This is a genomic window from Mycobacterium sp. URHB0021 (assembly GCF_054057895.1).
Genome location: NZ_JBSRZT010000002.1, coordinates 2245770 through 2270149, shown reverse-complemented (window position 1 = coordinate 2270149; position 24380 = coordinate 2245770). Strand labels below are relative to the sequence as shown.

General features: G+C 64.2%; 20 protein-coding genes, 1 tRNA gene and 2 pseudogenes. 13 read left to right on the top strand and 10 right to left on the bottom strand.

What is annotated here, in order from left to right; all coding sequences use genetic code 11:
- Positions 1 to 43: 43 nt before the first annotated feature.
- Complete coding sequence (locus ACVWWN_RS13380) at positions 44 to 1066, bottom strand: peptidoglycan-binding protein (RefSeq protein ID WP_457144332.1); 1023 nt, start codon at positions 1064 to 1066, stop codon at positions 44 to 46.
- 187 nt (positions 1067 to 1253) lie between these two features.
- On the opposite strand from ACVWWN_RS13380, the gene ACVWWN_RS13375 reads away from it, so the two are divergent.
- Entirely contained in the window at positions 1254 to 2615 is a 1362-nt protein-coding gene (locus ACVWWN_RS13375) for an alpha/beta hydrolase-fold protein (protein ID WP_457144331.1), read from the top strand.
- An 82-nt stretch (positions 2616 to 2697) separates the two neighbouring features.
- On the opposite strand, the gene ACVWWN_RS13370 is transcribed toward ACVWWN_RS13375, so the two are convergent.
- Positions 2698 to 3588 (bottom strand): peptidoglycan recognition protein family protein, encoded by an 891-nt coding sequence (locus ACVWWN_RS13370; RefSeq protein ID WP_457144330.1) that lies wholly within the window; start codon positions 3586 to 3588, stop codon positions 2698 to 2700.
- Between the two features lie 1118 nt (positions 3589 to 4706).
- Here ACVWWN_RS13370 and ACVWWN_RS13365 point away from each other — a divergent pair.
- The 5 genes from ACVWWN_RS13365 to ACVWWN_RS13345 all read left to right on the top strand — a co-directional run bounded on the left by ACVWWN_RS13365 (position 4707) and on the right by ACVWWN_RS13345 (position 8028).
- A complete protein-coding gene (locus ACVWWN_RS13365; protein ID WP_457144329.1) occupies positions 4707 to 5564 on the top strand; it encodes a YncE family protein in 858 nt (285 codons plus the stop codon).
- Positions 5565 to 6016: 452 nt separating this feature from the next.
- The gene (locus tag ACVWWN_RS13360) at positions 6017 to 6193 is read left to right on the top strand and encodes a hypothetical protein (protein WP_457144328.1); all 177 of its coding nucleotides are present in this window, start codon (positions 6017 to 6019) and stop codon (positions 6191 to 6193) included.
- Complete coding sequence (locus ACVWWN_RS13355) at positions 6190 to 6942, top strand: SDR family NAD(P)-dependent oxidoreductase (protein ID WP_457144327.1); 753 nt, start codon at positions 6190 to 6192, stop codon at positions 6940 to 6942. The genes ACVWWN_RS13360 and ACVWWN_RS13355 overlap by 4 nt, the downstream gene beginning before the upstream one ends.
- A gap of 87 nt (positions 6943 to 7029) precedes the next feature.
- On the top strand, positions 7030 to 7365 hold the full coding sequence (locus tag ACVWWN_RS13350; RefSeq protein WP_457144326.1) for an ABC transporter substrate-binding protein: 336 nt from the start codon (positions 7030 to 7032) through the stop codon (positions 7363 to 7365).
- Between the two features lie 15 nt (positions 7366 to 7380).
- Positions 7381 to 8028: a hypothetical protein gene (locus ACVWWN_RS13345; RefSeq protein WP_457144325.1), complete on the top strand. Its 648-nt coding sequence runs from the start codon at positions 7381 to 7383 to the stop codon at positions 8026 to 8028.
- A 34-nt stretch (positions 8029 to 8062) separates the two neighbouring features.
- On the opposite strand, the pseudogene ACVWWN_RS13340 reads toward ACVWWN_RS13345, so the two are convergent.
- Positions 8063 to 8380, bottom strand: a pseudogene (locus ACVWWN_RS13340) (transposase); the annotation flags it as partial.
- Between the two features lie 357 nt (positions 8381 to 8737).
- Here ACVWWN_RS13340 and ACVWWN_RS13335 point away from each other — a divergent pair.
- Positions 8738 to 10387 carry a PucR family transcriptional regulator gene (locus tag ACVWWN_RS13335; RefSeq protein WP_457144324.1) on the top strand — a complete coding sequence of 550 codons (1650 nt, stop codon included), beginning with the start codon at positions 8738 to 8740 and terminating at the stop codon, positions 10385 to 10387.
- Positions 10388 to 10452: 65 nt separating this feature from the next.
- On the opposite strand, the gene ACVWWN_RS13330 is transcribed toward ACVWWN_RS13335, so the two are convergent.
- Positions 10453 to 11142, bottom strand: a complete 690-nt coding sequence (locus tag ACVWWN_RS13330) for a type 1 glutamine amidotransferase domain-containing protein (protein WP_457144323.1) — start codon at positions 11140 to 11142, stop codon at positions 10453 to 10455.
- Between the two features lie 140 nt (positions 11143 to 11282).
- Positions 11283 to 12440 (bottom strand): low temperature requirement protein A, encoded by a 1158-nt coding sequence (locus ACVWWN_RS13325; protein WP_457144322.1) that lies wholly within the window; start codon positions 12438 to 12440, stop codon positions 11283 to 11285.
- A 488-nt stretch (positions 12441 to 12928) separates the two neighbouring features.
- Between ACVWWN_RS13325 and ACVWWN_RS13320 the strand changes: the two genes are divergently transcribed.
- Entirely contained in the window at positions 12929 to 14077 is a 1149-nt protein-coding gene (locus ACVWWN_RS13320; RefSeq protein ID WP_457144321.1) for a zinc-dependent alcohol dehydrogenase, read from the top strand.
- Between the two features lie 22 nt (positions 14078 to 14099).
- Complete coding sequence (locus ACVWWN_RS13315; RefSeq protein WP_457144320.1) at positions 14100 to 14678, top strand: hypothetical protein; 579 nt, start codon at positions 14100 to 14102, stop codon at positions 14676 to 14678.
- A 454-nt stretch (positions 14679 to 15132) separates the two neighbouring features.
- On the opposite strand, the gene ACVWWN_RS13310 is transcribed toward ACVWWN_RS13315, so the two are convergent.
- The 3 genes from ACVWWN_RS13310 to ACVWWN_RS13300 form a co-directional block, all read right to left on the bottom strand.
- A tRNA-Leu gene (locus tag ACVWWN_RS13310) sits at positions 15133 to 15206 on the bottom strand.
- Between the two features lie 220 nt (positions 15207 to 15426).
- Positions 15427 to 16284, bottom strand: a complete 858-nt coding sequence (gene istB / locus ACVWWN_RS13305; protein WP_457144319.1) for an IS21-like element helper ATPase IstB — start codon at positions 16282 to 16284, stop codon at positions 15427 to 15429.
- Positions 16281 to 17642 carry an IS21/IS408/IS1162 family transposase gene (locus tag ACVWWN_RS13300; protein WP_457144318.1) on the bottom strand — a complete coding sequence of 454 codons (1362 nt, stop codon included), beginning with the start codon at positions 17640 to 17642 and terminating at the stop codon, positions 16281 to 16283. The genes istB and ACVWWN_RS13300 overlap by 4 nt, the downstream gene beginning before the upstream one ends.
- 166 nt (positions 17643 to 17808) lie before the next feature.
- On the opposite strand from ACVWWN_RS13300, the pseudogene ACVWWN_RS13295 reads away from it, so the two are divergent.
- The 4 genes and pseudogenes from ACVWWN_RS13295 to fmdA all read left to right on the top strand — a co-directional run.
- Positions 17809 to 18063: pseudogene (locus ACVWWN_RS13295) on the top strand (hypothetical protein); the annotation flags it as partial.
- A gap of 1360 nt (positions 18064 to 19423) precedes the next feature.
- Positions 19424 to 20539 (top strand): NDMA-dependent alcohol dehydrogenase, encoded by a 1116-nt coding sequence (locus tag ACVWWN_RS13290; protein ID WP_457149114.1) that lies wholly within the window; start codon positions 19424 to 19426, stop codon positions 20537 to 20539.
- 464 nt (positions 20540 to 21003) lie between these two features.
- Positions 21004 to 21294, top strand: coding sequence for an FmdB family zinc ribbon protein (locus ACVWWN_RS13285; protein ID WP_457144317.1), 291 nt, complete (start codon positions 21004 to 21006; stop codon positions 21292 to 21294).
- A gap of 82 nt (positions 21295 to 21376) precedes the next feature.
- The gene (gene fmdA / locus ACVWWN_RS13280) at positions 21377 to 22636 is read left to right on the top strand and encodes a formamidase (protein WP_457144316.1); all 1260 of its coding nucleotides are present in this window, start codon (positions 21377 to 21379) and stop codon (positions 22634 to 22636) included.
- 16 nt (positions 22637 to 22652) lie between these two features.
- Here fmdA and ACVWWN_RS13275 read toward each other — a convergent pair whose 3' ends face one another.
- Positions 22653 to 23189: a hypothetical protein gene (locus ACVWWN_RS13275; RefSeq protein WP_457144315.1), complete on the bottom strand. Its 537-nt coding sequence runs from the start codon at positions 23187 to 23189 to the stop codon at positions 22653 to 22655.
- A 197-nt stretch (positions 23190 to 23386) separates the two neighbouring features.
- On the bottom strand, positions 23387 to 24220 hold the full coding sequence (locus tag ACVWWN_RS13270) for a LysA protein (protein WP_457144314.1): 834 nt from the start codon (positions 24218 to 24220) through the stop codon (positions 23387 to 23389).
- Positions 24221 to 24380: the final 160 nt, after the last annotated feature.

The window sequence follows — 24380 nt, the reverse complement described above, 5'->3', positions numbered from 1 at the left end:
CTCGACCCTAGAGGGGAAAGCGACACGACCCGGGAACTACTGCTCAGGGCGTCGGGCCACCCGTCGAGCCGGTCGCGAGGATCTGCACCGCCCGGTCGACGCCGGTGACTCCGTTGAAGCTGAGCCAGTCGTGGTAGTGGATGTGCGGATTTCGGATGAGGAAGTCACCGACGACTATCGCCGTCCTGACCACCTTCGCGAACGTCTCGGGGGTGTTGGCGAGGTTGAGCAGCTCGAGGAACTCGTTGCTCTGGATCAGGCTGAGGATCTTGACGGCGAACGGCAAATCGAGCTCCAGGGCGGTGAGCGCCTCGTAACCCAGGTGGAGCAGTGTGTCATCGGTGGTGGTCGAGTACATGTCGCCGTCGAGGACGAAATCGTAGGTCCTCGAACGAAATTCCTCAGGGGGATAGATTCCCGATATGCCCGCTCCCGGCAGATTGTTGCCCAGCAGGGTCGGCCCGGGCGGGCGGCACGGGCTGCCGAAGGTGACCACCCGGATGAGGTCACCGGCGCGGTGCGCCAGCGGTTGGCCGGGCGACATCAGACGCATCGTTCGCACCACCACTTCGGCACCCTGACTGTAGCCGCAGAGGTAGAACCTGCCGCCGTTCATCAGGATGAGCCGCACGAGTTCGGCGACGCCTAGCGCGACAGATTCGTTGTAGCTCAAGAAGGGGTTCGGATAGAGAAAGCCCGAGGCGGGATAGCCGACCGGCTGATTGCGAACCCGGCCCATCTGTTCCAGTCGCCACCCGACATCGAACGGCGGACCCATGAACGGCGTCTGCCACGTGCCGGAGGCACAGTAGAAGAACGGCAGGTCCGTCGGCAGCGCGGGGATTTGTTCGAAGTTGAGCCCGAGCCGCCCGAGGGTCTGTGGGCCGGCGATCCCGTCGACCACGAGCCCGGCGCGGCGCTGGAACTCTCTGACCGCGGCGGTTGTGCGCGGACCGTAGACGCCGTCGACCACCAGGTTCGAGTAGAGCGGGTAGTCGCGGTTCAGGCGGGCTTGAAGAATGCGGACCAGGTCATTGCTGTCGCCAGGATTGAGTACGACTGCCATTCTTCAGACGCTACGCCGAATAACGTTTGCAGATAATGCGTTTCGGCCAAATGCACACTCGGCAGGCTGCCCCGCGCCGCTCGGACGCCACGCCCAACCCAAACGGTTCAGCGCCAATCCGCCACCACCGACGACCGCCGCGGGCAAAATCGAGGCTAGAGCCAGTTGCCACCGAAGGAGTGAAACGATGGTCAGAACACATACGGTTGTCGCGGGGGAAACGCTGTCGGCTTTGGCGTTGCGCTTCTATGGCGACGCGGAACTGTACCGGCTGATCGCCACCGCCAGCGGGATCACCGATCCCAACGTCATCAATCCGGGACAACGGTTGATCATGCCCGACTTCACGAGATACACGGTCGTCGCCGGAGACAGGCTGTCGGCTTTGGCGTTGCGCTTCTATGGTGACGCGGAACTGGATTGGCAGATCGCCGGTGCCAGCGGGATCGCCGAGTCCAGCGTGATCAACGTGGGGCAACGGCTGATCATTCCGGAAATCACGACACATACGGTTGTCGCCGGCGACACGCTGTCGGCACTGGCTGCGCGCTTCTATGGTGACGCGGCGCTTTATCCGCTGATCGCCAAGGTCAACGGCATCGCCGATCCCGCCGTGATCAACGTCGGCCAGGTACTGGTCATCTTCGTCGGGCGTAGCGACGGGTTCGGCCTGACGATCGTGGACCGCAACGAGAACGACCCTCGGCTGTGGTACTACCGGTTCCAAACCTCGGCAATCGGCTGGAATCCCGGCGTCAATGTCCTGCTTCCGGACGATTACCGCACCAGCGGACGCACCTATCCTGTCCTCTACATGTTCCACGGCGGCAACGAGGATTTCCGCCAGTTCGACTTCCTGGGTATCCGCGAACTGACCGCCGGAAAGCCGATCATCGTCGTGATGCCTGACGGCGGGCACGCGGGCTGGTATTCCAACCCGGTCAGCTCGTTCGTCGGCCCGCGGAACTGGGAGACATTCCATATCGCCCAGCTGCTCCCGTGGATCGAGGCGAATTTCCGAACGTACGCCGAGTACGACGGCCGTGCGGTGTCCGGGTTCTCGATGGGTGGCTTCGGTGCGCTGAAGTACGCAGCCAAGTACTACGGCCACTTCGCCTCGGTGAGCGCCCACTCCGGCCCGGCGAGTCTGCGCCGCGATTTCGGCCTGGTGGTGCATTGGGCAAACATCACGTCGGCGGTCCTGGACCTGGCGGGCGGCACGGTCTACGGCGCGCCGCTCTGGGACCAGGCCAGGGTCAGCGCCGACAATCCGGTCGAGCGTATCGACAGCTACCGGAACAAGCGGGTGTTCCTGGTCGCCGGCACCAGTCCGGACCCGCTCAACTGGTTCGACAGCGTGAACGAGACCCAGGTGCTTGCCGGCCAGCGGGAGTTCCGCGAACGTCTGCGCGAAGCCGGCATCCCGCATGAATCGCATGAGGTGCCCGGCGGCCACGTCTTCCGGCCCAACATGTTCGTTCTCGACCTCAACGGCATCATCGCCCGGCTACGCCCCGCGTCACCCGTGAATGCGGTGCCGCAGCTGTGACAGGACAAGAAGGCACTTGCATCTGGTGAGACTGTCTCCGGATCGGCACACTGTTTAAGGCCCACGCGCGGTGACCAGTGTTTCAGTCCGTTTCGTTGTCGGCCACCAGTAGCAGCTCTGCAGGTGACACCACCCTCAAGTTCAAGGCGGCAGCCGTGGCAGGGCCGACGATGCCGTCGACCTTCAAGCCGCGAGTGCGTCGCTGAAACTCCCTGACCGCGGTCTCGGTTTGCGGGCCGTAGACGCCGTCGATCACCAGACGCCCCGCATAGGCGTTGTAGCCGTACTTGAGCTGGCGCTGTAGCTGGGCGACCTGTGGTCCCTCCGAACCGCGGAAGAGCAGGATGTCGGCGTACTGACCGACCGGCACGGGCGGTCTCGGTGTCGGCGCCGGGTCGGGAACGGTGCCGATTCGGGCTTGAATATCGCTGCGCAAGATGTCCATGTTGATGGCGCCCGGATCCCATTTGCCTTGGGCACGGCCGGCGTACTCCTTGTGTCCGATTGTGCGGCTGGAGTTCTGGGCCAGGCGGCGGTTGATCGCGGCGCAGCAACGTACCAGAGCGTCATACTGCGCGTCGGGCCAATTCATGCGGTGCGGCGCTGTCGGGCTGGTTCCGCTGTTGGCGCATTCGATTCCGATCATGTGCCAGTTGCCCATGTTGGTCGGCAACCACGGATACATGCCAATGCCCGCGTGCCACGCCACGCCGACCGCGATGATCGTCACCGAACCGTTGCGCGCGATGTGCAGCTGAGCCAGTGGCCCGGCAAGATCGGGGCGGCCTTCGGCGATCGAGGCCGCGCTTGCGACGTCGGATCCGGTGTGGTGCACCATCACGCCTCGGATGTCCTTGAAGTCTCCGTGACCGCGGCTCAGCCAGCCGGGATACTCGGCGGGGTTGACGCCCTCGGCCCGAAGCACATCGGCAAGCCAGACGGGATCACCGGTCCACGGTCCGGTCTGCGGCATCGAGCGGCCCCTTACTCTCGTTGCAGATCCTACGTCGGCGTCCCGACAACAGCTTCGAAAGCAAAACAGACGCCGACTCCTTAACCGCGGCGGTCGCGGCAAACAGCGCTAGCCAGCTCAGTGGATCCGCGACGGCGCCCAACCACCACCTCGATGGCTGGGCGGGCATTACAACCGTGTTTGCCGCAGCGGCGGCATTCGCGCGGATGACCGAGGCGGCCCGACCGGTATCCCCGTACCGGTCGGCCATGGTGGTAGTCGGTGGTGTACTGACCATCAGCCCGTGGAGGAACCTTCCTCAGCGTTAGTGTCAATGGCGTCACTCAGCGTGAGCCCGAGCATCGCGGCCAGGCAGCCGTGATCCGCGCAGTCGTGTTGGGTGACCGCTCTGGCGGTCACTTGACGGGTAGAGCTGGTTGTCTTGGCAGTCATCTCAATTCTCCTGTTTGCGTTGCTATCTCGAATGGTCACCGGCTTGTTCCGGTGCCTGAACGTGTCACAGCACCGAACCTACGGATGCGCCATCACCGCGTCGCGGTTGTGCGCACAAGCCGCGTAACAAGCGATCTTCGCCTTTTGCGCATTTTGACGTTGGGGGCGGGCGCTGTCGAAGCCACTACATGACCGGGCATCGAAAGGCCCTGAAACGCAACGCTCCTCGTGTACCTCAGGGTTGTCTAACGTTATCGAGAGGGTTTTAATGTGCACGTACTCAGCGCTGACAGGTGCCGCGCCCCCCAACCCGCTTCGCAATGGGTTGGGCCGCCGCACGACAACTTCGGGCACGTCGAGGTCCAAGAAGCTCGCGTATGCCGATACGGACGGCCTGGTGGACGGCTGCGCCGCGGTGGGCTGCAGGCCGGGGAAGTGGGTCGCCGGGGCGAGCTGAGGAGTTGTAGGCCCTCGCCACCGGCTAGCGGGCCGAGGCCCGGCGTAGCGTCAATACGGCGTATATATACATCTAGCAAAGGGGAGATGCAGTGCGATGGCGCTTGAGGCTGCTAGCTGGTCTGGCGACCGCCCTTGTTGGATGCTCGGCGTCGCCGCAAGTGGGCAACTTACCGCTTCGACAGGTGTCTGAGACGCCACTGACCGGAGGTCCGGTTCGGTTTGACTACATGGCGCTTGACGCCTCGCGCAGTCGACTGTTCATCGCACATATGGGCGCAGGCGAACTTATCGACGTAGACGTGAACGCCCACAGCGTGGTACGCACGGTTCCTGATTTACCCGACGTTCATGGCGTGATCGTCGTCCCCGATAAGCGCCGCGTGTACGCGACGGCCACCGGCAACAATCAGCTCGCCGCCATCGACGAAGACACCGGCCAGGTTGTCTTCCGCGCACCGACAGGCAACTATCCCGATGGACTGGCGTACGACCCGATCAGGCGCAGTGTGTGGACGACGAACGAGAGTGTGGGCACTGAGACAGTGATCGACGCCGAAACCGGTGCCGTCCGCGCGACCGTCCCGTTGGGCGGCGAGGTGGGAAACGTCGTGTACGACCCTGTCTCGGATCGGATGGTTGTGGCGGTGCAAGGCCGCAATGACCTCGCCATCATTGACCCTGTCAGTTTCACTGTGACAGAACGGATTCCAACGCCTGGTTGCGACCACCCGCACGGCCAGGCGCTCGACGTCACCGACCAGATAATGTTCGTCGGCTGCGAAGCCAACGCGACCATGGTCACTGTTGATTTAGCCAACCGAGCTGTGATCGACCGCCACGAGGTCGGCGAAACGCCCGACGTGCTGGCCTACGATCCCGGCGTGAACCGTGTCTATGTCGCCGCTGAAAGCGGTTGGGTTAATATCTTCGATCACACTCGTGGTCACCTGGCCGCGAAGGGTTCGTCTCACCTGGCAGATGGGGCGCACACACTGGCACTCGATCCAGCGACGCACCACATCTACTTTCCGATACCCAAGGGGAAAGATGGTTCGCCCGTCTTATTGGAATTTGGACCTGCTTGAGTCGCGGCATCTCGAAGTCTCGCGGAGGTAACTAGTGTCGCGCGTCTGAAGTTCGTTGACGTTGGGCGTGCGGCAGGATTTCGACTTACTAGTTGTGACAATGTTGTGACTACGTCTTGCGTCAAAGCTGTCGGCTGCTTGAATATCCACGGTGTTTGCTGAGCTGCTTGATGATCAGGTGCGCGGCGACCTGCTGGCCAATACAGGAACAACGTCTTCCCGACGGATTTGCAGAGCGCACGATCCCATCGACGTCAATGTGCTGACCGACGTTCACCGCGGGCTGTTGGGGGCGCGCACAGCCTGTTTTCCAGGTAGATTGTGGGGTGGCTCACAACGGGCAGGTGCAGCACTTGGCGACTGCAAGCGCCTCGGTCAGTGCCGAGATAGTGGAGCGCCCGATGGATCGGGTCCGGGGTTTCGTGCGTCTGTACCGACCTCAAATGTGCTTGGTGGCAGGCGAAATCGTGGCCGACGCCACGCCAGCCGCCCCGTACCTCGGGCCTCCACGCGAGCTGGTTCGTGGTGGGGCAATCGAGATTGAGCCCAACGACTGGGCCATCGGTGGCGCGCCCGCCAGCGTCCGCCGACGTGATGATGTGCGCGCCCGCGCGGCGGCCCACCAGTGAGCCCAAGCGCGCAAGCCGTTGTCGTCGGAGCGACCGGCGAGGTCGGCGCCGCCATCGTCGCGCGGCTGCGCAAAGCCGCGGTGCCCGTGGTCGCGGTGGCACGCGACCGTGAACGCCTCGAGCAGTTGAGCGCAACCGACGACGGGATCACGGCATGCCCCGCGGACATCGGTGATGACTCGTCAGGTGAGGCGATCGCTGCCGCAGTGTCCGGGCCCGTCCGGATGGTGGTCCAGTCAGCAGCCGAACCCGCCAGCCCGCCGCTGGCCACGATCGACCCAGACACCCTTGGCCGGTCGGTGTCGCTGAAGCTCGGCGGACTGCTGCGCCTCATCCGCGCTGTTGAGGACCGGTTTGTCGAGGGCTCCCGGATCGTCGCCATCGGCGGCCATTTCGGTTCTGAACCCACGCCGCAAACCTGCGCGGCCGGTGTCACCAATGCTGCTCTGGCCAACCTCGTTCGCCAGCTCGCCGACGCCTACGGGCCGCGGGGGGTGACTGTGCACATGATCGCTCCAGGTGTCTTAGAGACCGGTCGCCTCCGTCGGTTCGCCGGCGCGGCAGCCCAGGCGCGCGGCGTCAGCATCGAGACCGTCCTCGATGAATACCGATCCCACTCACCGCTGGGTCGGCTTACCACGGTCGACCAAGTCAGCTGGGCAGTAACTCAATTGCTAGCGCCCGAAGCCGACGCGCTGCATGGCGCAACCCTCGCCTTGGACGGCGGCGCCCGCCGAGGCCTCTTCTAGCCCGTTCCAGCCGGGCCGGTCAAGTGCGGGACGCCCTCAGATTCCGCCGCGACAGAAGTCATCAGATTGGGGAAGGGGGTTTTGGCCGTGCAGACCATCGATCTGGCCTACGTCGAGCGTGGCGTCCACGAGGAACTGGTCGCCTATGTGGCCGACCAGGAGGGCTATTACGAAGATGAAGGTGTCCATGTCGCCGTCCGCAACGGGATCGGCTGGGACCCGGAGCGTCTGCGCCGCGGCGCGTCGATCGGTCTGGGCCGGGCCTTGTTGCACCGGCTGACCGGCGGCATCGGTTGGAACGTGCTCAGCGTCAACACCCATCGTCCGCTGTTCTGGTTTGTCGGCAGCGCCGATGTGACTTCCATGGCTGATCTTCGCGGGCGCCGCGTGGCGGTTCATCCTGCCCAAACCGCCCCCGGTTGATTCACCCGGATCGTCGTGCGCAAGCACGGCCTGGACCCCGACCGCGACCTGCAATGTATGGCGCGGCTTCCGGTTAACTACCAGATGGACCTGCGACGGCTTCGGGACGGCTCGATCGACGCCGCCTGTGTGGGCACCACGTTCTCTCCCGAACAAGTCGCCGAGGAAGAAGGGTTCCACGTGCTGGCCTGGGTCGGCGACCACATCCAGATTCCCACCGTGGGCGTCGCGGTGGACCCCGTCCACATCCCGCTGGACAGCCCCGCACTGCAGGCGCTCGTGCGGGCCAACAATCGGGCCCTGCAGACGATCGCCGAACGCCCCAGCCTGGCCGTCGACTACATCGCCTCGTTCCTCGACCGGCTCACGCGTGACGAAGTGCAGCAGTACTACGAGCGCTACATCGGCCCGTACTTCACCCCCGACGGACACGTAGACCTCGCCATCCCGCAGCAAGGTATCGACGCGGTCGCGGCAGAACTCGGCCTCGCCTCAGTAGCCGCCGCGAGATCTATCAGCCGCCCCAGTGAGCCGCGGCATACAACCAGCCGGGGAGACCGCGGCGTAGCCTCGCACCCACCGCGTAACCGGTCCTGGCCGCAGCGGCAGAATCGGTGCGGTGCGATCGAGCGCCTGGATTCGCCGAGATCAACGACTGGGTAGCCGAACACCCCCGGGTCACGCTGCTTTTCAGCCCGACCTCCGGATCGAAGGTGCTGTTGGTGTCCCGCGGCACGTCGAGCTCAACCTGGCCGATCTCGGTGAACACCGTCTTCGATCGAGTGCCATTGCGGGAGTTTCCGCTGCCGCGCCCCGCGGAGTCATGCTTGTCGTAGCCGAGGTGCTCGGTCATCTCGGCACCTAGCGCGGTCTCGAGGACATTCTTGGTCAGTTGATTGAGCAGGCCGTTCGGACCTACCAGTTCCACACCTTGTTCTTTGGCCTGCGCGAGCAACTGCTCGGCGAGCTGCTTGTGATCCACATCGATCGCCACGGATTTCAGTGTTTCGGACATCATCAGTCCTTCCCGCCAAGCTCACGCCCGGCGTGTCAGACCAAGACCAGATCAACCGCTATTCAGACAGTCCCCGCTTGCGCGGAGATCCCGGTTGTCTCCTCACAGTTGTGCCGGTGACTTGACAGCGAACGGTTGTCGTGGTCGGCACATGCCCGTTGCATGTGCGCCCCGCATGTGTGCGCTGTCGACGGCGATCGCCACCTTTTACGAGCTGTTTGGCAGAGCATGCCGCGGGTAGGCAGAGCGTGCAAGGGCTGCGGTTCGTCGTGATATCGATCGAACGGCGGTGCGAGAGCAGTGACACAAGGAGCCGCGGTTGCGGGGGAATCGATACGTCCGGCCGGATGCCGCATCATGACTCCCACATCGCGGGGCGCCACTCCGACATCCGCGGAGATCGCCGCCGTGTCCGCCCTCACCTTCCAGGGGCTCGACGCGGGGGGCATCCTCGACGACGTCGGGGCCGCGGTGTTTCGGCTCGGGCCGTGTCGCACTGAAGCCACGTACCACCTCGTCGACGGTGTATGGCATATGTGCCCTGACGGCCAACAGCGCGAACGCCACGACCTCGAGCAACTGGTAGCCGAATCCGGCGGCAGCGGTCCTCTGACGATATCCGGGTGCGCGTGGGGTTGGGCATTCCCGCTCCAGCACCAAAAAAGGGTCGAGGGCTCCCTTGTCGTCAGCGCCACCGACCGACCCTCGAGCGGGCACATTCAGCTGTTGATGGCCCTGGCAAATCAGGCGGGCGCCGCCCTGGCATGTCTTGCCCACCATCAGCGACGTGAACGGTGTACCGAGGAACTGGTCAAAGCGACCACCGACCTCGCCGGCGCGCGGCAGCGGCTGCGGAGTCGAACACATGTCCACGAGATCATCGAGGCGGCGCTGGGAGGCGGTGACGGGGAGCATGCGATCACCGACGCGCTACATCAGTTGACGGGGTTGCCCATAGCTCTCGAAGACCGGTTCGGCAACCTGCGCAGTTGGTCCGGACCAGGACAACCGGTGCCGTACCCAAAACCAGACCCGGAACAGCGTCAGCGCCAACTTGCCGTCCTCGCCGATCGCCAACGGCCCATGCCGACGAAGAATCGCATCGCCGTCCTCGTCCAGCCGCGCGGAGAGATCCTCGGCGTGTTGGCAATCGTCGACCCGCACAGGCAGGTAACCGAAGACCACCTCTTTGCGCTGCACTTCGCGCGCACGCTGCTGGGCTACGAGTTGTCCCACCAGCGGAGTCTGGTGGAGATGGAGCTCAGCGTTCGCCGCGAACTCGTCGATGACCTGATCGCAGGCACGGACGACGACGGCGCCTTCGCACGAGCGGAAGCGTTGGGCCACGACCTTCACCGCCCGCATTATGTGGTCGTCGTGCACAGCTCGGCCAGTTCCGATTCCATGGTTGCCACGGCCGCCACCCGCGCCGCCGCTGCACTGCGCCTGAACAGGCTTCAAGGACGTAGCGGCGGGCTGGTGGTGCTTCTGACCGAAGGCCGCCCCGACCCCGAAGCCCTTCACAGCACGCTTACCGAGTTGATGGGCCGAGCCACGTGCGCCATCGGCATCGGCTCACGCTGTGAGGCACCTTCGGACTTTCCGAAATCGTTCGCCGAGGCCCAACGCGCCCTCAATGTGCGGCTGCATTCAGCCGCGCCCGCCGGGGCATCTGCTTACGACGAACTCGGGTTCTACCGTCTCATCGACGCAGCCCATACGTGCGGAGCCGTCGAGGATTTCATTCGAGAATGGCTCGGCGCACTACTGGAATACGACTTGACCAAGAGGTCGCATCTCGTCTTCACGCTGAGCGAACACCTGGAAAGTGGCGGCAATTACGACGAATCCGCCAAAGCGCTGCACATCCACCGCAGCACGCTGCGCTACCGGCTGGCGCGCATCAGCGAACTGACCGGTTATGACCTGCGCAATGTCAACACGCGATTCAATCTCCACGCCGCCACTCGTTCGTGGCGTTTCCTCTACTCCGGAGACGCCCACTAGCCACCGGCCCCCGGCTCGATGGTGCACCACCACTCGACCTTTTCGTCGGGGGCCGACGATACTTCCTAGTCTCGGATCGACACCCTTCTGCGCAGCGGCGGCGTCAGCGCGACAGCAGCGACACTGGTCAGGGCCGCCGCCGAGGGCTTGGGCGACCAGCGCAATGCGGCCATCGCCCAGCCGAGCGGCTTGTCGAGAGGCGAATCAGAGCCGGCATTGTCGGGGACCATCTCCTGTAGCTGACTCGTCGGCTGGGTGAAGATGTCGAGCATGGCAGGCACGAACGCCCGCATGTCCTGAGGCCCTCGACTCGTGACAAGATTGCGGTCCCGCACGACTTCGCGGTCAAGCCAGGTGGCGCCGGCATTGACCAGGTCGTCGCGGATGCCGGGCCAGGAGGTCAGGGTGCGGCCGGTCAGCAATCCGGCCGACGCGAGCACCCATGGACCGTGGCACAAGGTGACGATTGGCTTGCCGCTGTGGTCGAACGCGCGCACGAAGTCCCGCGCGGCCGCTGACTGCCGCAAGAAGTCGGGGTTGATGAAGCCGCCCGGAAGCAGCAGTCCGTCGTAGGAATCCGGGTCGGCCTCGGTAACCAGCTTGTCCACGCCGACTCGGGTGGCCGGCATGTGCAGGTTGACCCCACGGATCCGGCCTTTGCGTAGTGACACGATGTCGACTTTCGCACCGGCCAGCTGCAACGCACGCATGGGAACCACCAGTTCCACCTTCTCGAAGCCATCGGCTGCAAGCACCGCGATCTTCCGCCCTGCAAGGCGTCGATTGTTTGACATGACCCTCCCGTCAGTGTCGTGGCGCGTAGCGCCACTTGATCTTTCGAGCGACGGCTGCTGCTCAACCGACTTCGTACCCACTCATCTCATGGGCAACCACCTCAGCGCGCCTGCCCTGCTACGCCGGTACCGATGCGCGGACGCTGCCACAATTCCCAGGCCAATCGAACGCCTCCGATGCCGGTGAGCAAGGCAAGCGCCGCTAGGCCGGGAATGTGTAACAGCACCGGCAAGGTCGCTGCGGCGACAATCCCGGCCGCGGCGCGGTCGACGGGGATCTGTCGGTGGTCGCGCCATCGGTAGGCGACATCAGCCAGGTAGAACAACGCCGTGCCCGCGGCGAGTGCAATGGCTGGCAATAACGGCAGCGGGGCGGTGGCGTGTGCGACGGTGGCGTGGGCGCCGACCGCGAACAGCATGATGCCGGCGACCAGCGGTAGATGCAGGTAGCTGTAGGCGTCGCGCGCGAGATGGGCCCGTTCTGTACCGGTCGCCTGCTCCAGCCGCTGCTTGGCTCCGCCACTCAGGCCGAAGTACGTCCACCAGAAAGTCGCCATGATTGCGACACCCAGAACCAGAGCGGCAATCACCTCGAAACGGCGGAGATCCGTTGCGCCGGCGCCTAGCTCGACGATTGCCTCACCGAGCGCGATGATGATGATCGAGCCGTGGCGAGAGACGAAGTACGACGGTGAGACGCGAAATCCGCCGAGGCCGAGCACGGCCGGTGCGCCGTAGTCGATCACCGCTGCGGCGACCCACAGCAGCTCGCGGGCTGGCGATTCAACGAAGGCGGCCGCCACGATGCAGGCGGGCGCAGCGACGAAGGCCGGCGCGATGCGCCTGACGCTGCGCCGCAGATCGGCGTCTTCGTCCGACGAGTAGGCGACGAACTTCGCGACATGAATCAACCGCACCACCAGAAGAGCGATCGCGAAGACCAACGCCCCCGACGTGAACGCCGTGGGCAGCGCCGTTGCGGCGACCAGCATTGCCGCCATCGCAGCGATGACAACCGCCTCGTGCCAGACGTTGGCGGTGTCGAATGTGTTGATCAGCCAGGTGTAGCCGACCCAGGCCCACCACACTGCGAGCAGTGCGAGCGCCGCCCGACCGAATCCCGTCGGCGACAGATCATGCAGCATGAGCTGGGTGACCTGCGACATCGCGAAAGTGAACACCAGATCAAAGAAGAGTTCGAGGTTGCCCTCCGAAGTTGGCCCCCTCTGTTCATCGGAGTTCTGGTCAACGCCGGTCACGGTCTTACTCCCCCTCGTGCGTTACGCACTTGGAGCAACGCGGCTCTCGTGGGCGGCCTATCCTTCACCGATGACTTCCTTCCCCCGCAAAGGCGTACGGCCAGTTTGCCAACGCGAGACGAACGCATGCCCCGACCTCACAGTCGCAAGCGTTGATGGGTGATTCGTCATGACAGGCCGAAATAGCCCGTAACCGGCATAGCGACTGTGCGCCGGTGAGCGAATGCGCCGTCGTGACGAAATGCCGCCGCTTTTTTCACCCCGTCAGTACCAAGTGGCGAATGCGGTGGTTAGCCAGATTGCGCGACGTCGTCATGGCTATCCACTAATACATTGTCTATCAGTATGTTCCGGCAACACGTTGCGCGAATACCAAGCATTAAATGTTCGCTGAGAATGGTGCCACGTCGTCGCTGCGCCCCGTTTGGCCGACGACCACACGGGTAAAGGGGCTCGATCCTGACGCTTTCACGACACAAGGAGCACAGATGAAGGCAATGACCTATCGCGGACCTTACAAAGTGCGGGTCGAAGAGAAGGACCGTCCTAAAATCGAGCATCCCAACGATGCGATCGTGCGTGTACAGCTCGCCGCGATATGCGGGTCGGATCTGCACCTCTACCACGGCCTCATGCCGGACACTCGGGTCGGCCACACCTTCGGGCACGAATTCATCGGCGTCGTCGACGAGGTCGGCTCGTCGGTCCAGAACATCCAGCCCGGGGACCGGGTGATGGTGCCGTTCAACATCTACTGCGGTTCGTGCTACTTCTGCGCCAGGGGACTGTATTCGAACTGCCACAACGTGAATCCGAACGCCACCGCGGTCGGCGGAATCTACGGCTACTCACATACATGCGGCGGCTATGACGGTGGACAAGCCGAGTTCGTCCGTGTTCCGTTCGCCGACGTCGGCCCGTCGGTGATCCCGGACTGGATGGCCGACGAGGACGCCTTGCTATGCACGGATGCACTATCGACGGGATACTTCGGCGCACAGCTCGGCGACATCGTCGAAGGCGACACGGTGGTGGTCTTCGGCGCCGGTCCGGTGGGCCTCTTCGCGGCAAAGTCGTCATGGTTGATGGGGGCCTCGCGGGTTATTGTGGTCGATCATCTCGACTATCGGCTGGCCAAAGCCCGCGACTTCGCCCATGCCGAGACGTACAACTTCAGCGAGTACGACGACATCGTGGTGGAGATGAAGAAGACCACCGATTTTCTCGGCGCCGATGTGGCCATCGACGCCGTGGGCGCCGAGGCTGACGGAAACCTACTCCAGCACGTCACCACGGCTAAGTTGAAGTTGCAGGGCGGCTCACCGATTGCGCTGAACTGGGCCATCGACTCAGTCCGCAAAGGTGGCACTATCTCGGTGATCGGTGCGTACGGACCAATGTTCAGCGCCGTCAAGTTCGGTGATGCGATGAACAAGGGTCTGACTATTCACACCAACCAGGCGCCAGTGAAGCGGCAATGGCCCCGGTTGTTCTCACATATCGAGAACGGTTACTTGAAGCCCAGCGAGATTGTCAGCCATCGAATTCCGTTGGAGCACATCGCCGAGGGCTACCACATCTTCTCGTCCAAGCTCGACGAGATCATTAAGCCGGTCATCACCGTCAACGTCAACTGACAACTGAAAGAGGAGGAATCTCATGACACAAACCACCGAACGCGTGCCGGCGTACACAGCGGAACATCCGGCAGTGCCCGACAGAGACAGCCTGCAGGCGCGCATCCCCGGCTGGGGCGCCGACCTCAACAAGGAGGACCGGCCCTCGGTGCCCAAGCTGAAGTTCCTCGACACCGGTGCCTGGTGGGACTTTCCGGAGCGTCAACCCGAGAAGTGGCCGCGGGAACGCTCGGTCGAGCACAGGTTTCTCACACCGGTGTTCGGGACGGCTCAGCCGCCCAGTGGTCTTTCTGGCGTCATGCGCCGGTTCGCCTACAAGTTCAGCGAAGGCCGAGCGCTACATTGGCTCATCCTGCTGTACGCCGATCGCGTTGATGCCGCCGAACATCACATCCGTTCGATGGCAAGTCTGCGACCGGACAACCCGATCACTGAAACCGGAATCAAGACCGAATGGACCCATAAGGGAATGAAGTCCAGGTTCGGCAGGAAAAGGGTTGACACCCACCACATGTGGCTGGACCCGATGATCATAGGTGGGCCATGGCTTTTAGCAGGTGCGGTGATCGCCCTCCTGCTCAAAAGACGGCGAGCCGGCTGATGATGGTGTGGTGACTTCCGCGCGGCGCTTCTCTTGCAGACGTGGTTGCGTTGGGGCGAACCAGACGCGTCCGGCCCGCCCGGCTGGCCAGCCTCTGCTCAAGCCTAGCTGCGCAGGGGATGACACCATGCTCTGTGCCCCGGCGATCTGTCCCGCCATACCGAACCGACGGACGGCTGGCGGAGCCGGGCCGATGCAGGCCGGTCAGCGGCGGGTCTGCCAGGAAGCCAGAACTAGACCCTCAAGATGCCAATCCCGCGCGATCCCCAACCTCGCCAAGATCGGCTAGGCACGCGTCGGCCTCCTCGATTAACAAACCGCGCCCTAGCAGAAAGTTAGCTAGCGCTGCGACCTCTCCACCGGTCCTCTGCCACCCGCCGGGGCGACGCCGGGGTGAGCGGGGGCGCGAGCCGATCCAGCCGCGTACAGAACGCGTCTACCAGCGCCTGTGCGGTGCCCCCAGTCGGACTCGAACCGACACTGTGCGGATTTTAAGTCCGTTGCCTCTGCCAATTGGGCTATGGGGGCGTTGCAGCTCAGAGCTTACTTCGGACCAACTTGGCCTCAACTGATCGCCGTGAGCACCTGAGAGCTATCGATCGCCTTACCCAACGCATCGGCGACACGGTTCATATCGTCATCGAGGAGGACCGTATCGATCGAGCCTCGTCAGCAGCTGTCGCCTGTGACTGCGCTCATCGAAAGTCCTCAGGTGTGCTCGTTGAAATTCCTCACCTGTGAGCAGTGGTCAGTGTAGTGGTTGGCGGGTTCCGGTGGCGGCTCGGCGGAGGGTGTCGGCGGCGGCGTGGTGGTCGCGGAGTCGGTAGGACTCGCCGTCGAGGTTGATGACCACGGAGCGATGCAGGAGTCGGTCGAGCATGGCGGCGGCCACAGTGGCGTCACCGAGGATGTCGCCCCAGGCTCCGACGCCACGGTTGGTGGTCATCACGATCGAGGTCTTCAAATAGCGTTGGGACACAACCTGAAACAACGCCGAAGCAGCCTCAGCAGGCAGGGGCAGATATCCAAGCTCATCAATCACCAGGAGTGTGGGGCCGGCGTAGAACCGCATGGTGGTGGCCCAGCGACCCTCGATCGCGGCGCGGTGGCAGCGGGCAGCCAGGTCGGCAGCGGTGGTGAAGTAGGTGCGATATCCGGCATGGGCTGCTGCCCTTGCCAATCCGACCGATAAGTGAGTCTTGCCAGTCCCCGGCGGCCCGATGAGCAAAATGTTGGTCGCCGACTCGAGGTAGTGGCAGGTGCCCAGCTCATCGATCAAGGCGCGGTCGATACCGGCGGCTGCATCGACATCGAAATCGGCCAGAGTGGCCGGGGTGGGTAGGCAGGCGAACCGCAGTCGGCCGGCCAGCCGGCGGGCGGTGCTGGCGTCGACCTCGACAGCCAACAGCCGCTCCAACGCCACCGTCAGCGACAGCCCCTCGGCGGTGGCCTGGTCCAGCACGGCGGGCAGGGCTTCGGCAGCGGCGGCGAGTTTGAGCTCGCTCAGGTGGGAGCGCAGTTGCTGATAGCGGCTCGCTGCAGCCGATGGTGCCTCGTTCTCAGCGGGGCGGGTGGTGGTTTTCGGAGTGCGGGTCGTGGGCGTCATTGCAAGGTCCTTTTCTGGGCGGCCCGCTCGTAGACGGACAAGTCGATGAGCGTGGAATCGAGTGACGGAGTTGAGGATTGAGATTCAGGTCGCGGGTTGCCACGTAGCGTGAGTAGTTGTACTGCAGCAGCTTTGGCCGTCGGACCGGGTGGGATACGTTCCTTGCGGCGGTGCGGCCGCGCGGTCGATGCGGTGGCCATCGCCACAGCATCCAAGGCGATGACATGACCGGTGTCGCGGACCATCACCCCCAACCCGTCGGCGGCCATGCGGTGGCGGGCGACCACGATGCCGCTCGTGGCGGCGATGTCGAGGTATTCACCGCCGACCGGGTGGCTGACCGTGACTTCGGCGGCGGCCAACTCTGGTGGCACCGAGTAGCGGTTGCCGCGGTAGGACACCAGCGCTTGCCGCGAGGCGGTACGGGTCTCGGACACGATGACCGGATACGGCGCCGCTGGCAGAGGGCCGAGCGGCTCAGACTTGGCGACGACCGCGACCGAGGACCGGCCGTTAGCGGTGGCGCGGATACGGGTGTCGCCGCGTACGCGGGCGAAGCGGTCCACACTGGCCTGGGCCGCCTCGACGGTCACGTCGTCGGCCAGGGTGCGCCACCAGCGTTGCGCGGCGGTGTGGTTGACCTTCTCCACCACACCCTTGCGGTTGCCGCGCCGCGGCGGGCAGATCGCCACCGAGACGCCATAGTGCTTGGCCACCCCGGCGAACGACGCAGTCACCCGACCACTGCCGGGATCACACACCGTGGCCATCCGATCGAAACGCCACACCCTGCTCACCCCTCCCAGGCCGCGCACGATGCGGTCGATCGCGGCGACCAGATGAGGCTGATCGGCCGAGGGCGACAACACCGCCCGCCACTTCCCGGAATGCGCCAACGACCCCACCAACAGCAAGGCCTTCTTGCCCCAGCCCCACGATGCCGGCGGATCGGGCAATTCCAGCCAGTCCCACTGGGTTTCATCCCCTGGCGGATGCGCGATCACCGCGTTCGGACGCTCAGTGGCGGTCCGGCAAGCCTCACACACCGGGCGCAGATTCCGAGCACGGATGTTACGGGTCAAACTCGGATACGACAGGTCGAAGCCGAGCTCCTCCAACTCGTCGAACAGGGTGCGGGCCCACAGGTGCGGGTCCTCAATCAGCCGGGCGGTGATGTAGTCGACGAACGGGTCGAACGGATCCGGACCCGGCCGTGCCCGCTCTCCAGGCTTGCCGTCGCCGGCCAGATACTTGCGGACCGTCTTACGGTCGAAGCCGGTGTGGCGAGCGATCGCTGAGATCGTCCAACCACGTTTGCGTAGATGGTGTACTTCCATGTCGTCCTCCCATGTGAGCATGAGAAAGCGGGCCTCCTTCAACGGAGCTACTGGCGTCAGACACCAGCAGCATCGAGGGAGGCCCGCCCTTCTCGGCGAAGCCACACGGGCGGGGAATTTCGATGAGCGTCAATGGGGAAATTCAGCGAGCGCGGTCACCTGCCCCAGAAGCGTCTGCACGACCTTGACCAAGGTCACCAAAGGCCCCGGGTCCCGCGCCGCCGGAATTGCTTGGCCTACATCCTCATCGACGCCCGCCCAAGTCCGCCGGGGCGCCGTCAACGCCTCACCTGATGGCAGTGATCCGCGCCGGCGCCGTCTTCCGCAAAGGCAAATCCGCGAACGCCCATCGACATCACCCCACCGGAGCAAGACCGAATCAACAAATACTCAGGTCGCCAAAAGCTGGTCTTCGTTATTCGGGTTCGGCCCACCCACTTAGGCGGTGTCGATCTGGAGGAGCAGCCGGCCAGCTCACGCTCACCCATCTTCTGCGCTGCGATCAGGGTCACAATCGCCATCAGTGCCGGTATGACCATGCCGTGTCGTTATACCAAATATCGGGAGCTTGTCCCGTGACGGTCCTGCGCCAGGAGGCTCCGGGCTGTGGGTAAGTCCCGATTGAAACATCTGGAGTGTGAATTCATCGAGACTGGTACGACGGTCACGGACATTGAAGAGCTCACAGCGCCGTGTAGACACGCCGGAAACCCGGTGTTGCGAGCGAGGAACCCATGGTGGAACACCCTCAACGGCTTCAAGCGGTTCCGCACCGACTTCCCCCAACCCCGACGGCCCGCTCACGCCCGACGGTTGTTGCCCGACTGCGCAGCCGAGGATGAAGGCGACGCCGAATGGGACCGTAGGAAAGCATCATCGCGTCACCGAGGCCGCACGGATAGCGCTGGTGTTTAGTCTTCGTCTGATGTCGTTGTCTCCGAAGGAATGACAAGTACCTCACTGCGCGTTCGTACCTGCTTGCCGGATTCACAGCAGCCAGCATCGTCGCCGCCATCCCGATGGCGCCAAGGCCACTTGACCATGTGCCGAGTATGCGCGCCGTTGACGTACGTCTGGCGGCTGCCGAATCGAAGATGGCGTCGGCGGCGCGCACACTGCGAGCCGTGGACCGGTCAGTGTGGACGATCAGCACCGCCCCGCGCATATGCCGGGCACAATCCAGACCAGCCCGGCACACGGCACGAACACTTCCGTGCATTCCACTTCCGTGCATTCCACTTCCGTGCATTCCGCACCCGCCAAACCGTCTGCGCCCGCCAAGCGGCACACGGACGGACCGAAACACAGAAAGCACTGACGGCACCTACCTGATGGACCACACACCGGGTACCGCGCCGCCCGCGTAGACCCACGCAACTTCCGGAAGGATCAAACTTGTCGCGGGACAGCCTCCCCGCCCTTGCCCGCGTCGACGTGGATTCAACGATCGACCACGACGGTCCCAATGTTGCAGAGACGCCGGATAGCACCCCGCCCGCGACCGGCCGGGTTTGCAACCGTCGTCGACCTGACGAATAGGACTGGGAAGACCAGGGTTTGGGGCCCGAGTCGGCCGGCCAACGCATCACTACCTCTGTATCGCTATGTCGGGACCTTGCGTTGACACCGTATAGGTCACTCATTCGCACAGCTGTGCCTCGCCAGGCCGGGACTCGGAGCTGGTCTGCCGCACTGCGTCCGAATACGCGACCGGATCGAAAGACACCTCGGCGTGAGGGAAGCACTTTTGCCTGACGCTGACGCCACTCGTGACTAGAGAAAGATTCAACGTCCTGATGACGATAAAGACGCGCAGCGCCGTGATACGACAGGTCCCAGGGAAATTCGAGGTTGTTGAATTGGATCTCGACGAGCCCCGTCCCGGTGAAGTGTTGGTGAGGATGGTGGCGACGGGACTGTGTCATTCCGATTACCACTTGGCCTCCGGCAGCCTGCGCGCAGAAATCTTGCCGATGTGTGCCGGGCATGAGGGCGCAGGCGTTGTCGAGCGGCTGGGGCCCGACACCCACGGGGTGGAGGTTGGCGACCATGTGATTTTGGCTTTCATCCCGGTTTGCGGACGATGCAGGTTTTGTTCGGCTGGAATGCAGAACTTGTGCGACCTTGGCGCACACGCAACCCGCGGCTCGCGCGCCGTCGATCCGGATAGCTTCCGCATGCATCTGGACGGCCGCCCCGTCGGCCAGGCCCTGGGTTTGGGGGCATTCTCTGAGCACACGACGGTGGACGTCAGGTCGGTCGTGCGGATTCCCCGCGATGTTCCATTGGATTTGGCCTGCCTGGCGAGTTGTAGCGTTCTCACCGGTTGGGGCGCGGCGGTCAACGCAGCGCAAGTCCGCCCCGGTGACGTTGTGATCTGCATGGGCGTCGGCGGCATCGGTGTCAATGCCGTTCAAGGCGCGGCGCATGCGGGCGCTTCTGCAGTCATCGCTGTGGATCCCGTAGAGCTCAAACGCACCACCGCGTTGGAGTTGGGAGCTACCGCGGCCTTCGCCGATATGGAAGAGGCCACATGCTATGCGCGTTCGCTGACCAATGGCCAAGGCGCAGATCAGGCCATCGTGGCTATTGGAGAGTTGACAGGAGACGCTGTTGCAGAAGGGTTCGCCGCCATCCGCAAGGCGGGAACCTTAGTGGTCGTCACCCTCGGGGACGTTGCCGATCATGGCTTGCCGATCCCACCGCTTGAGCTTGTGGCATATCAGAAGCGTATCCAGGGAACACTTTTCGGCTCGTCCCGACCATTGTCGGACATCCCGATGGCACTGGACATGTACCGAGCGGGCAAGCTGAGGCTCAAAGAGCTCGTGACCAAACACTACCGGCTGGATGACATCGGCCAAGGGTATGAGGACATGCTCGGCGGGCAGATAGTGCGTGGAGTGATCAGTTTCTAGCGTCTGATCGGCTGGGTGCGCCGCGAAGATAGAGCCAGACGGAGACGGAGTCCGGCTTCTCAGAACCCAAGCCGCATCGATCAGCGTGCGCTTCGGCGACGTAGCGCACCAGCTGGTCACCTCGGTTGCCTTGACATGGCCCACGCTGCGCCGGATCGAGACACCGCTAGGAAGATCCCGCCGAGCAACTGCGGCTCGCGTCTCAGTCGTCGCTCCCCTGTGGCAGAGTCGGCCATGCTGTCCGCGTGGTTTCGGCCGCCGTGCGCTCCGATTCTCAGGTCGAGGACGCCGAATCCAATGTCGTCGCACCACATTCCTGATAACTTGCGCACAGTGTTGACAACTCGTCGCGACAGCGGACAGTTCGTGGCTTAGCTTAGGACGCAAGGTACTGGTTCGACTCAGCACGCTTCGCCCCCAACCCTTTCCGCACCGACCAGCGGCTAGGAGGAGGACTATTTCGCATGGCCACCTACCAGTATCGATGCGCCGACGACGGCGACTTCGACATCAGCCGCCCGATCGGCACGGCTACCCCCAAGTCGCAATGCCCGGCATGTAGCAACGACGCGGTACGCGTCATTCGCGCCCCGATGCTCTCCATGGCTTCCCGCGCCCTGATGACTGCGATCGACCGCACCGAGAGGACTCGAGACGAGCCCGATGTGGTGTCGGCGCCGCCGCAACGGACCTCCAGGAGTCGAACCCCGCCGCCCCCGCAGAACCCCGCCTGGCAGCGCCTGCCGCGGCCGTGAGCATTCCCGTACGCGAACCGGCAACGTTTTTCGCAATCTTTCTCGCCGCCGACCGAGCATCCCCAATCAGTCAGGAGATCCGATGCCGCAGGTAGTGTTCCCCCTCGATTCCAGCAAGAAGTTCACCGACCAACAGATCGTCGGCCACAACCGGTGGCACCCGGACATTCCGGCCCAGGTCCAGGTCAAGCCGGGAGATTCGTTCCGCGTCCACTGCCGCGAATGGTTCGACGGCGCCATCCACAACGACGACTCCGCCGACGACATCCTGAACGCACCCCTTCCCTCGGTGCATGTTCTGAGCGGTCCGATCTCCGTACAGGGCGCCAAGCCCGGCGACCTGCTCATCGTCGACATTCTCGATGTCGGCCCGATACCCCAGGAAGACTCCGGCCCGCTGGCCGGCCAGGGCTGGGGTTACACCGGTGTGTTCGCCACCAAGAACGGCGGCGGGTTCCTCACCGAACAGTTCCCCGATGCCTACAAGGTGATCTGGGACTTCCAGGGCGGCGTCGCGACATCGCGGCACGTGCCGGGCGTCTCCTATGCGGGGATCGTGCATCCCGGCTTGATGGGGACCGCGCCCTCGGCGGACCTCCTCGCGAAGTGGAACGCCCGCGAGCAGGCGCTCATCGACACCGATCCGGACCGGGTGCCGCCGCTGGCGCTGCCGCCGCTACCGAACTCCGCCGTTCTCGGCACCCTGTCCGGTGCGGATTTCGACCGGGTTGCCGCCGAAGCCGCCCGCACCGCACCGCCACGGGAGAACGGCGGCAACCAGGACATCAAGAACTTCACCAAGGGGACCCGGGTGTTCTATCCGGTCTTCGTCGACGGCGCGAACCTCTCGATGGGTGACCTGCACTTCTCGCAGGGAGACGGTGAAATCACCTTCTGCGGCGCCATCGAGATGGGTGGGTTCATCGACCTGCACGTCGACCTGATCAAGGGCGGCATGGAGACCTACGGCGTCAGCGAGAACGCGATTTTCATGCCTGGCACCACCGATCCGCGGTTCAGCCGGTGGCTGGCCTTCTCCGGAACGTCGGTGACACTGGATGGTGAGCAGCGCTACCTGGACTCACATCTGTCCTATCAGCGGGCCTGTCTGCACGCCATTGACTACCTGACCAAGTTCGGTTACAGCCCGATCCAGGCCTACATGATCCTGGGCTCGGCACCGATCGAGGGCAGGTTGTCCGGAGTTGTGGACATTCCCAATTCCTGTTCGACGGTCTACATCCCGACGGAGATCTTCGACTTCGACGTCCGACCCTCTGCCGCCGGTCCGGTGCAGATCGATCCCGGGATGGGTGTCCCGATGTCCAGCGCCGGAGGCTGACCCGCACACGTGACAATCACGCGCGGATGGACAGCGTCAGCGCAGGCCGGGGATAGCGGAACCGCGCACAACCGTCCTCCACGACGCCGTCGATCAACTCGGCGGCGCGCCGTAGCGCGGGCGGATCGGCGAAGTCGGCCAGATCGACGTCACCGAGGCTGAGCCGGGTCAACATGACTGCGTGCTCGCGGCTGATGTGAAACATCTGCGCGAACAGCTCATCCACCGTTGTGGCGAGGGTCGTCAGGTCGGTCTGGCCGACCCGGTAGTGCAGGCCGATGAGCTCCAATCGACCGTGCTCGGCCACCTCCGCGGCCAGCACATCCGGACGCTGCTCAGTTGCGTCCACGAGGACCCGCATCGGATTGGCCGCCAAACCCATTCGGCGGCGGGCGATCTGGTCGATATCGTCGACGACGTAGCGGCCGGCTCCCGCATGCGCCGCGGCCCTCATCACGCGGTGGTCCCGACAGCGCACGACGGTCTGCGCCGCCGGAATTCGGGCCGCCGTCGCGCGGTCGAATTCGTCGCCCGAGGCAACGTCGACCGTCACGCCTTCGGACCTGCACCAGTTCGCCACGGCATCGAATCGCAGCAACGGGGCCGGACAGCCCACCGCGGATCCGTGAAAGGCCCTTCGGTACAACGCACACCGGCGAAGAGCGATCGCCTCGTCGAGGCGTAGATCCGGCGTGGGCTGCGCCGAGACGCGCGCGGGAAGCACTGTCGTCCCGCCAGGTGGATGAACGATCATGCCGCGATCCGCCCCACGATCGCTTGGCCTGGGGAGAGGACCACTAGCGGACGTGGGTGACGCAATGTGGCGCAGGCGTCGTCAACCGATTGGTCGATCTGCGCGGCGAGGTCCGGCAGCTCGACGGACCAGTCGCCCGATGGCACCGCCCGCCCACCGCCGAGCCCCACCCGGTTGAGCACCACGCCGTGATGCCGGCGGATCCGGGCCATCTCAGTGATCATGTGGCCGATCGCCGCCGGGTAGCTGACGAAGTCGTGGTCATTGGACCCGACGTCACAGTGCAGCCCGACGAGGTTCAGCCGCACCACCGCGGAGATCCACGAGATCGCGGTTGCCAGCTCAACGGAATCGAAACGGAAGTTCCTTGCAACGGTGTCCTCTTCACCCGCCACGGCCGGCGCTGCCGGGTTGACGTCCGTCACGCGGACGACGACTCCCTGGGTCCGGCGCCCCACGGCAGGGGCCAACACATGAAGCTGGCCCATGGAGCTGACGACGATACGTCCCGGCCCGAGAGCGATCGCGGCGCGCAGTTCGGACTCGTGCAATCCGTCGGCGTGGAGGGTCATTCGGCCGGGATGGATGCCGACCGCGATCGCTAGTTCGAGCTCATCGCCGGACCGGACGTCCACCGTCAGTCGCTCATCGCGCACCCACTTGGCCAGCACATGATTCCTCAGCGCACTGCTCGGAACCGCGATGTCGCTCATCGGTAAGGCGGCGCGATAGGCCTGGCACAGATGCAACTCTTCACGCTCGTCGGCCTCCGCCGGCGGGTAAGGCCTTGGTCCCGAGAAGACCGACAGAAACACGCCGGAGATCGTCACGTCGTCGATGATTCATCCCGCCAAAGCCGCTGGCCGCAGTCCTAGTGGTCTCTTGACGGCCGCACGCCGAACCTTGACGGGACCCTGATGCGATGCCGATGGAGCGATGCAATCCGTAAAGGAACACCGCCGGACCGTCAAGAAACCGTAAACGCCGGTA

Coding starts and splice junctions, on each gene's coding strand:
- ACVWWN_RS13380 (WP_457144332.1), bottom strand. CDS start 1,066: ATGGCAGTCGTACTCAATCCTGGCGACAGCAATGACCTGGTCCGCATT.
- ACVWWN_RS13375 (WP_457144331.1), top strand. CDS start 1,254: ATGGTCAGAACACATACGGTTGTCGCGGGGGAAACGCTGTCGGCTTTG.
- ACVWWN_RS13370 (WP_457144330.1), bottom strand. CDS start 3,588: ATGCCGCAGACCGGACCGTGGACCGGTGATCCCGTCTGGCTTGCCGAT.
- ACVWWN_RS13365 (WP_457144329.1), top strand. CDS start 4,707: ATGGCGCTTGACGCCTCGCGCAGTCGACTGTTCATCGCACATATGGGC.
- ACVWWN_RS13335 (WP_457144324.1), top strand. CDS start 8,738: ATGACTCCCACATCGCGGGGCGCCACTCCGACATCCGCGGAGATCGCC.
- ACVWWN_RS13320 (WP_457144321.1), top strand. CDS start 12,929: ATGAAGGCAATGACCTATCGCGGACCTTACAAAGTGCGGGTCGAAGAG.
- ACVWWN_RS13315 (WP_457144320.1), top strand. CDS start 14,100: ATGACACAAACCACCGAACGCGTGCCGGCGTACACAGCGGAACATCCG.
- istB (WP_457144319.1), bottom strand. CDS start 16,284: ATGACGCCCACGACCCGCACTCCGAAAACCACCACCCGCCCCGCTGAG.
- ACVWWN_RS13300 (WP_457144318.1), bottom strand. CDS start 17,642: ATGCTCACATGGGAGGACGACATGGAAGTACACCATCTACGCAAACGT.
- ACVWWN_RS13285 (WP_457144317.1), top strand. CDS start 21,004: ATGGCCACCTACCAGTATCGATGCGCCGACGACGGCGACTTCGACATC.
- fmdA (WP_457144316.1), top strand. CDS start 21,377: ATGCCGCAGGTAGTGTTCCCCCTCGATTCCAGCAAGAAGTTCACCGAC.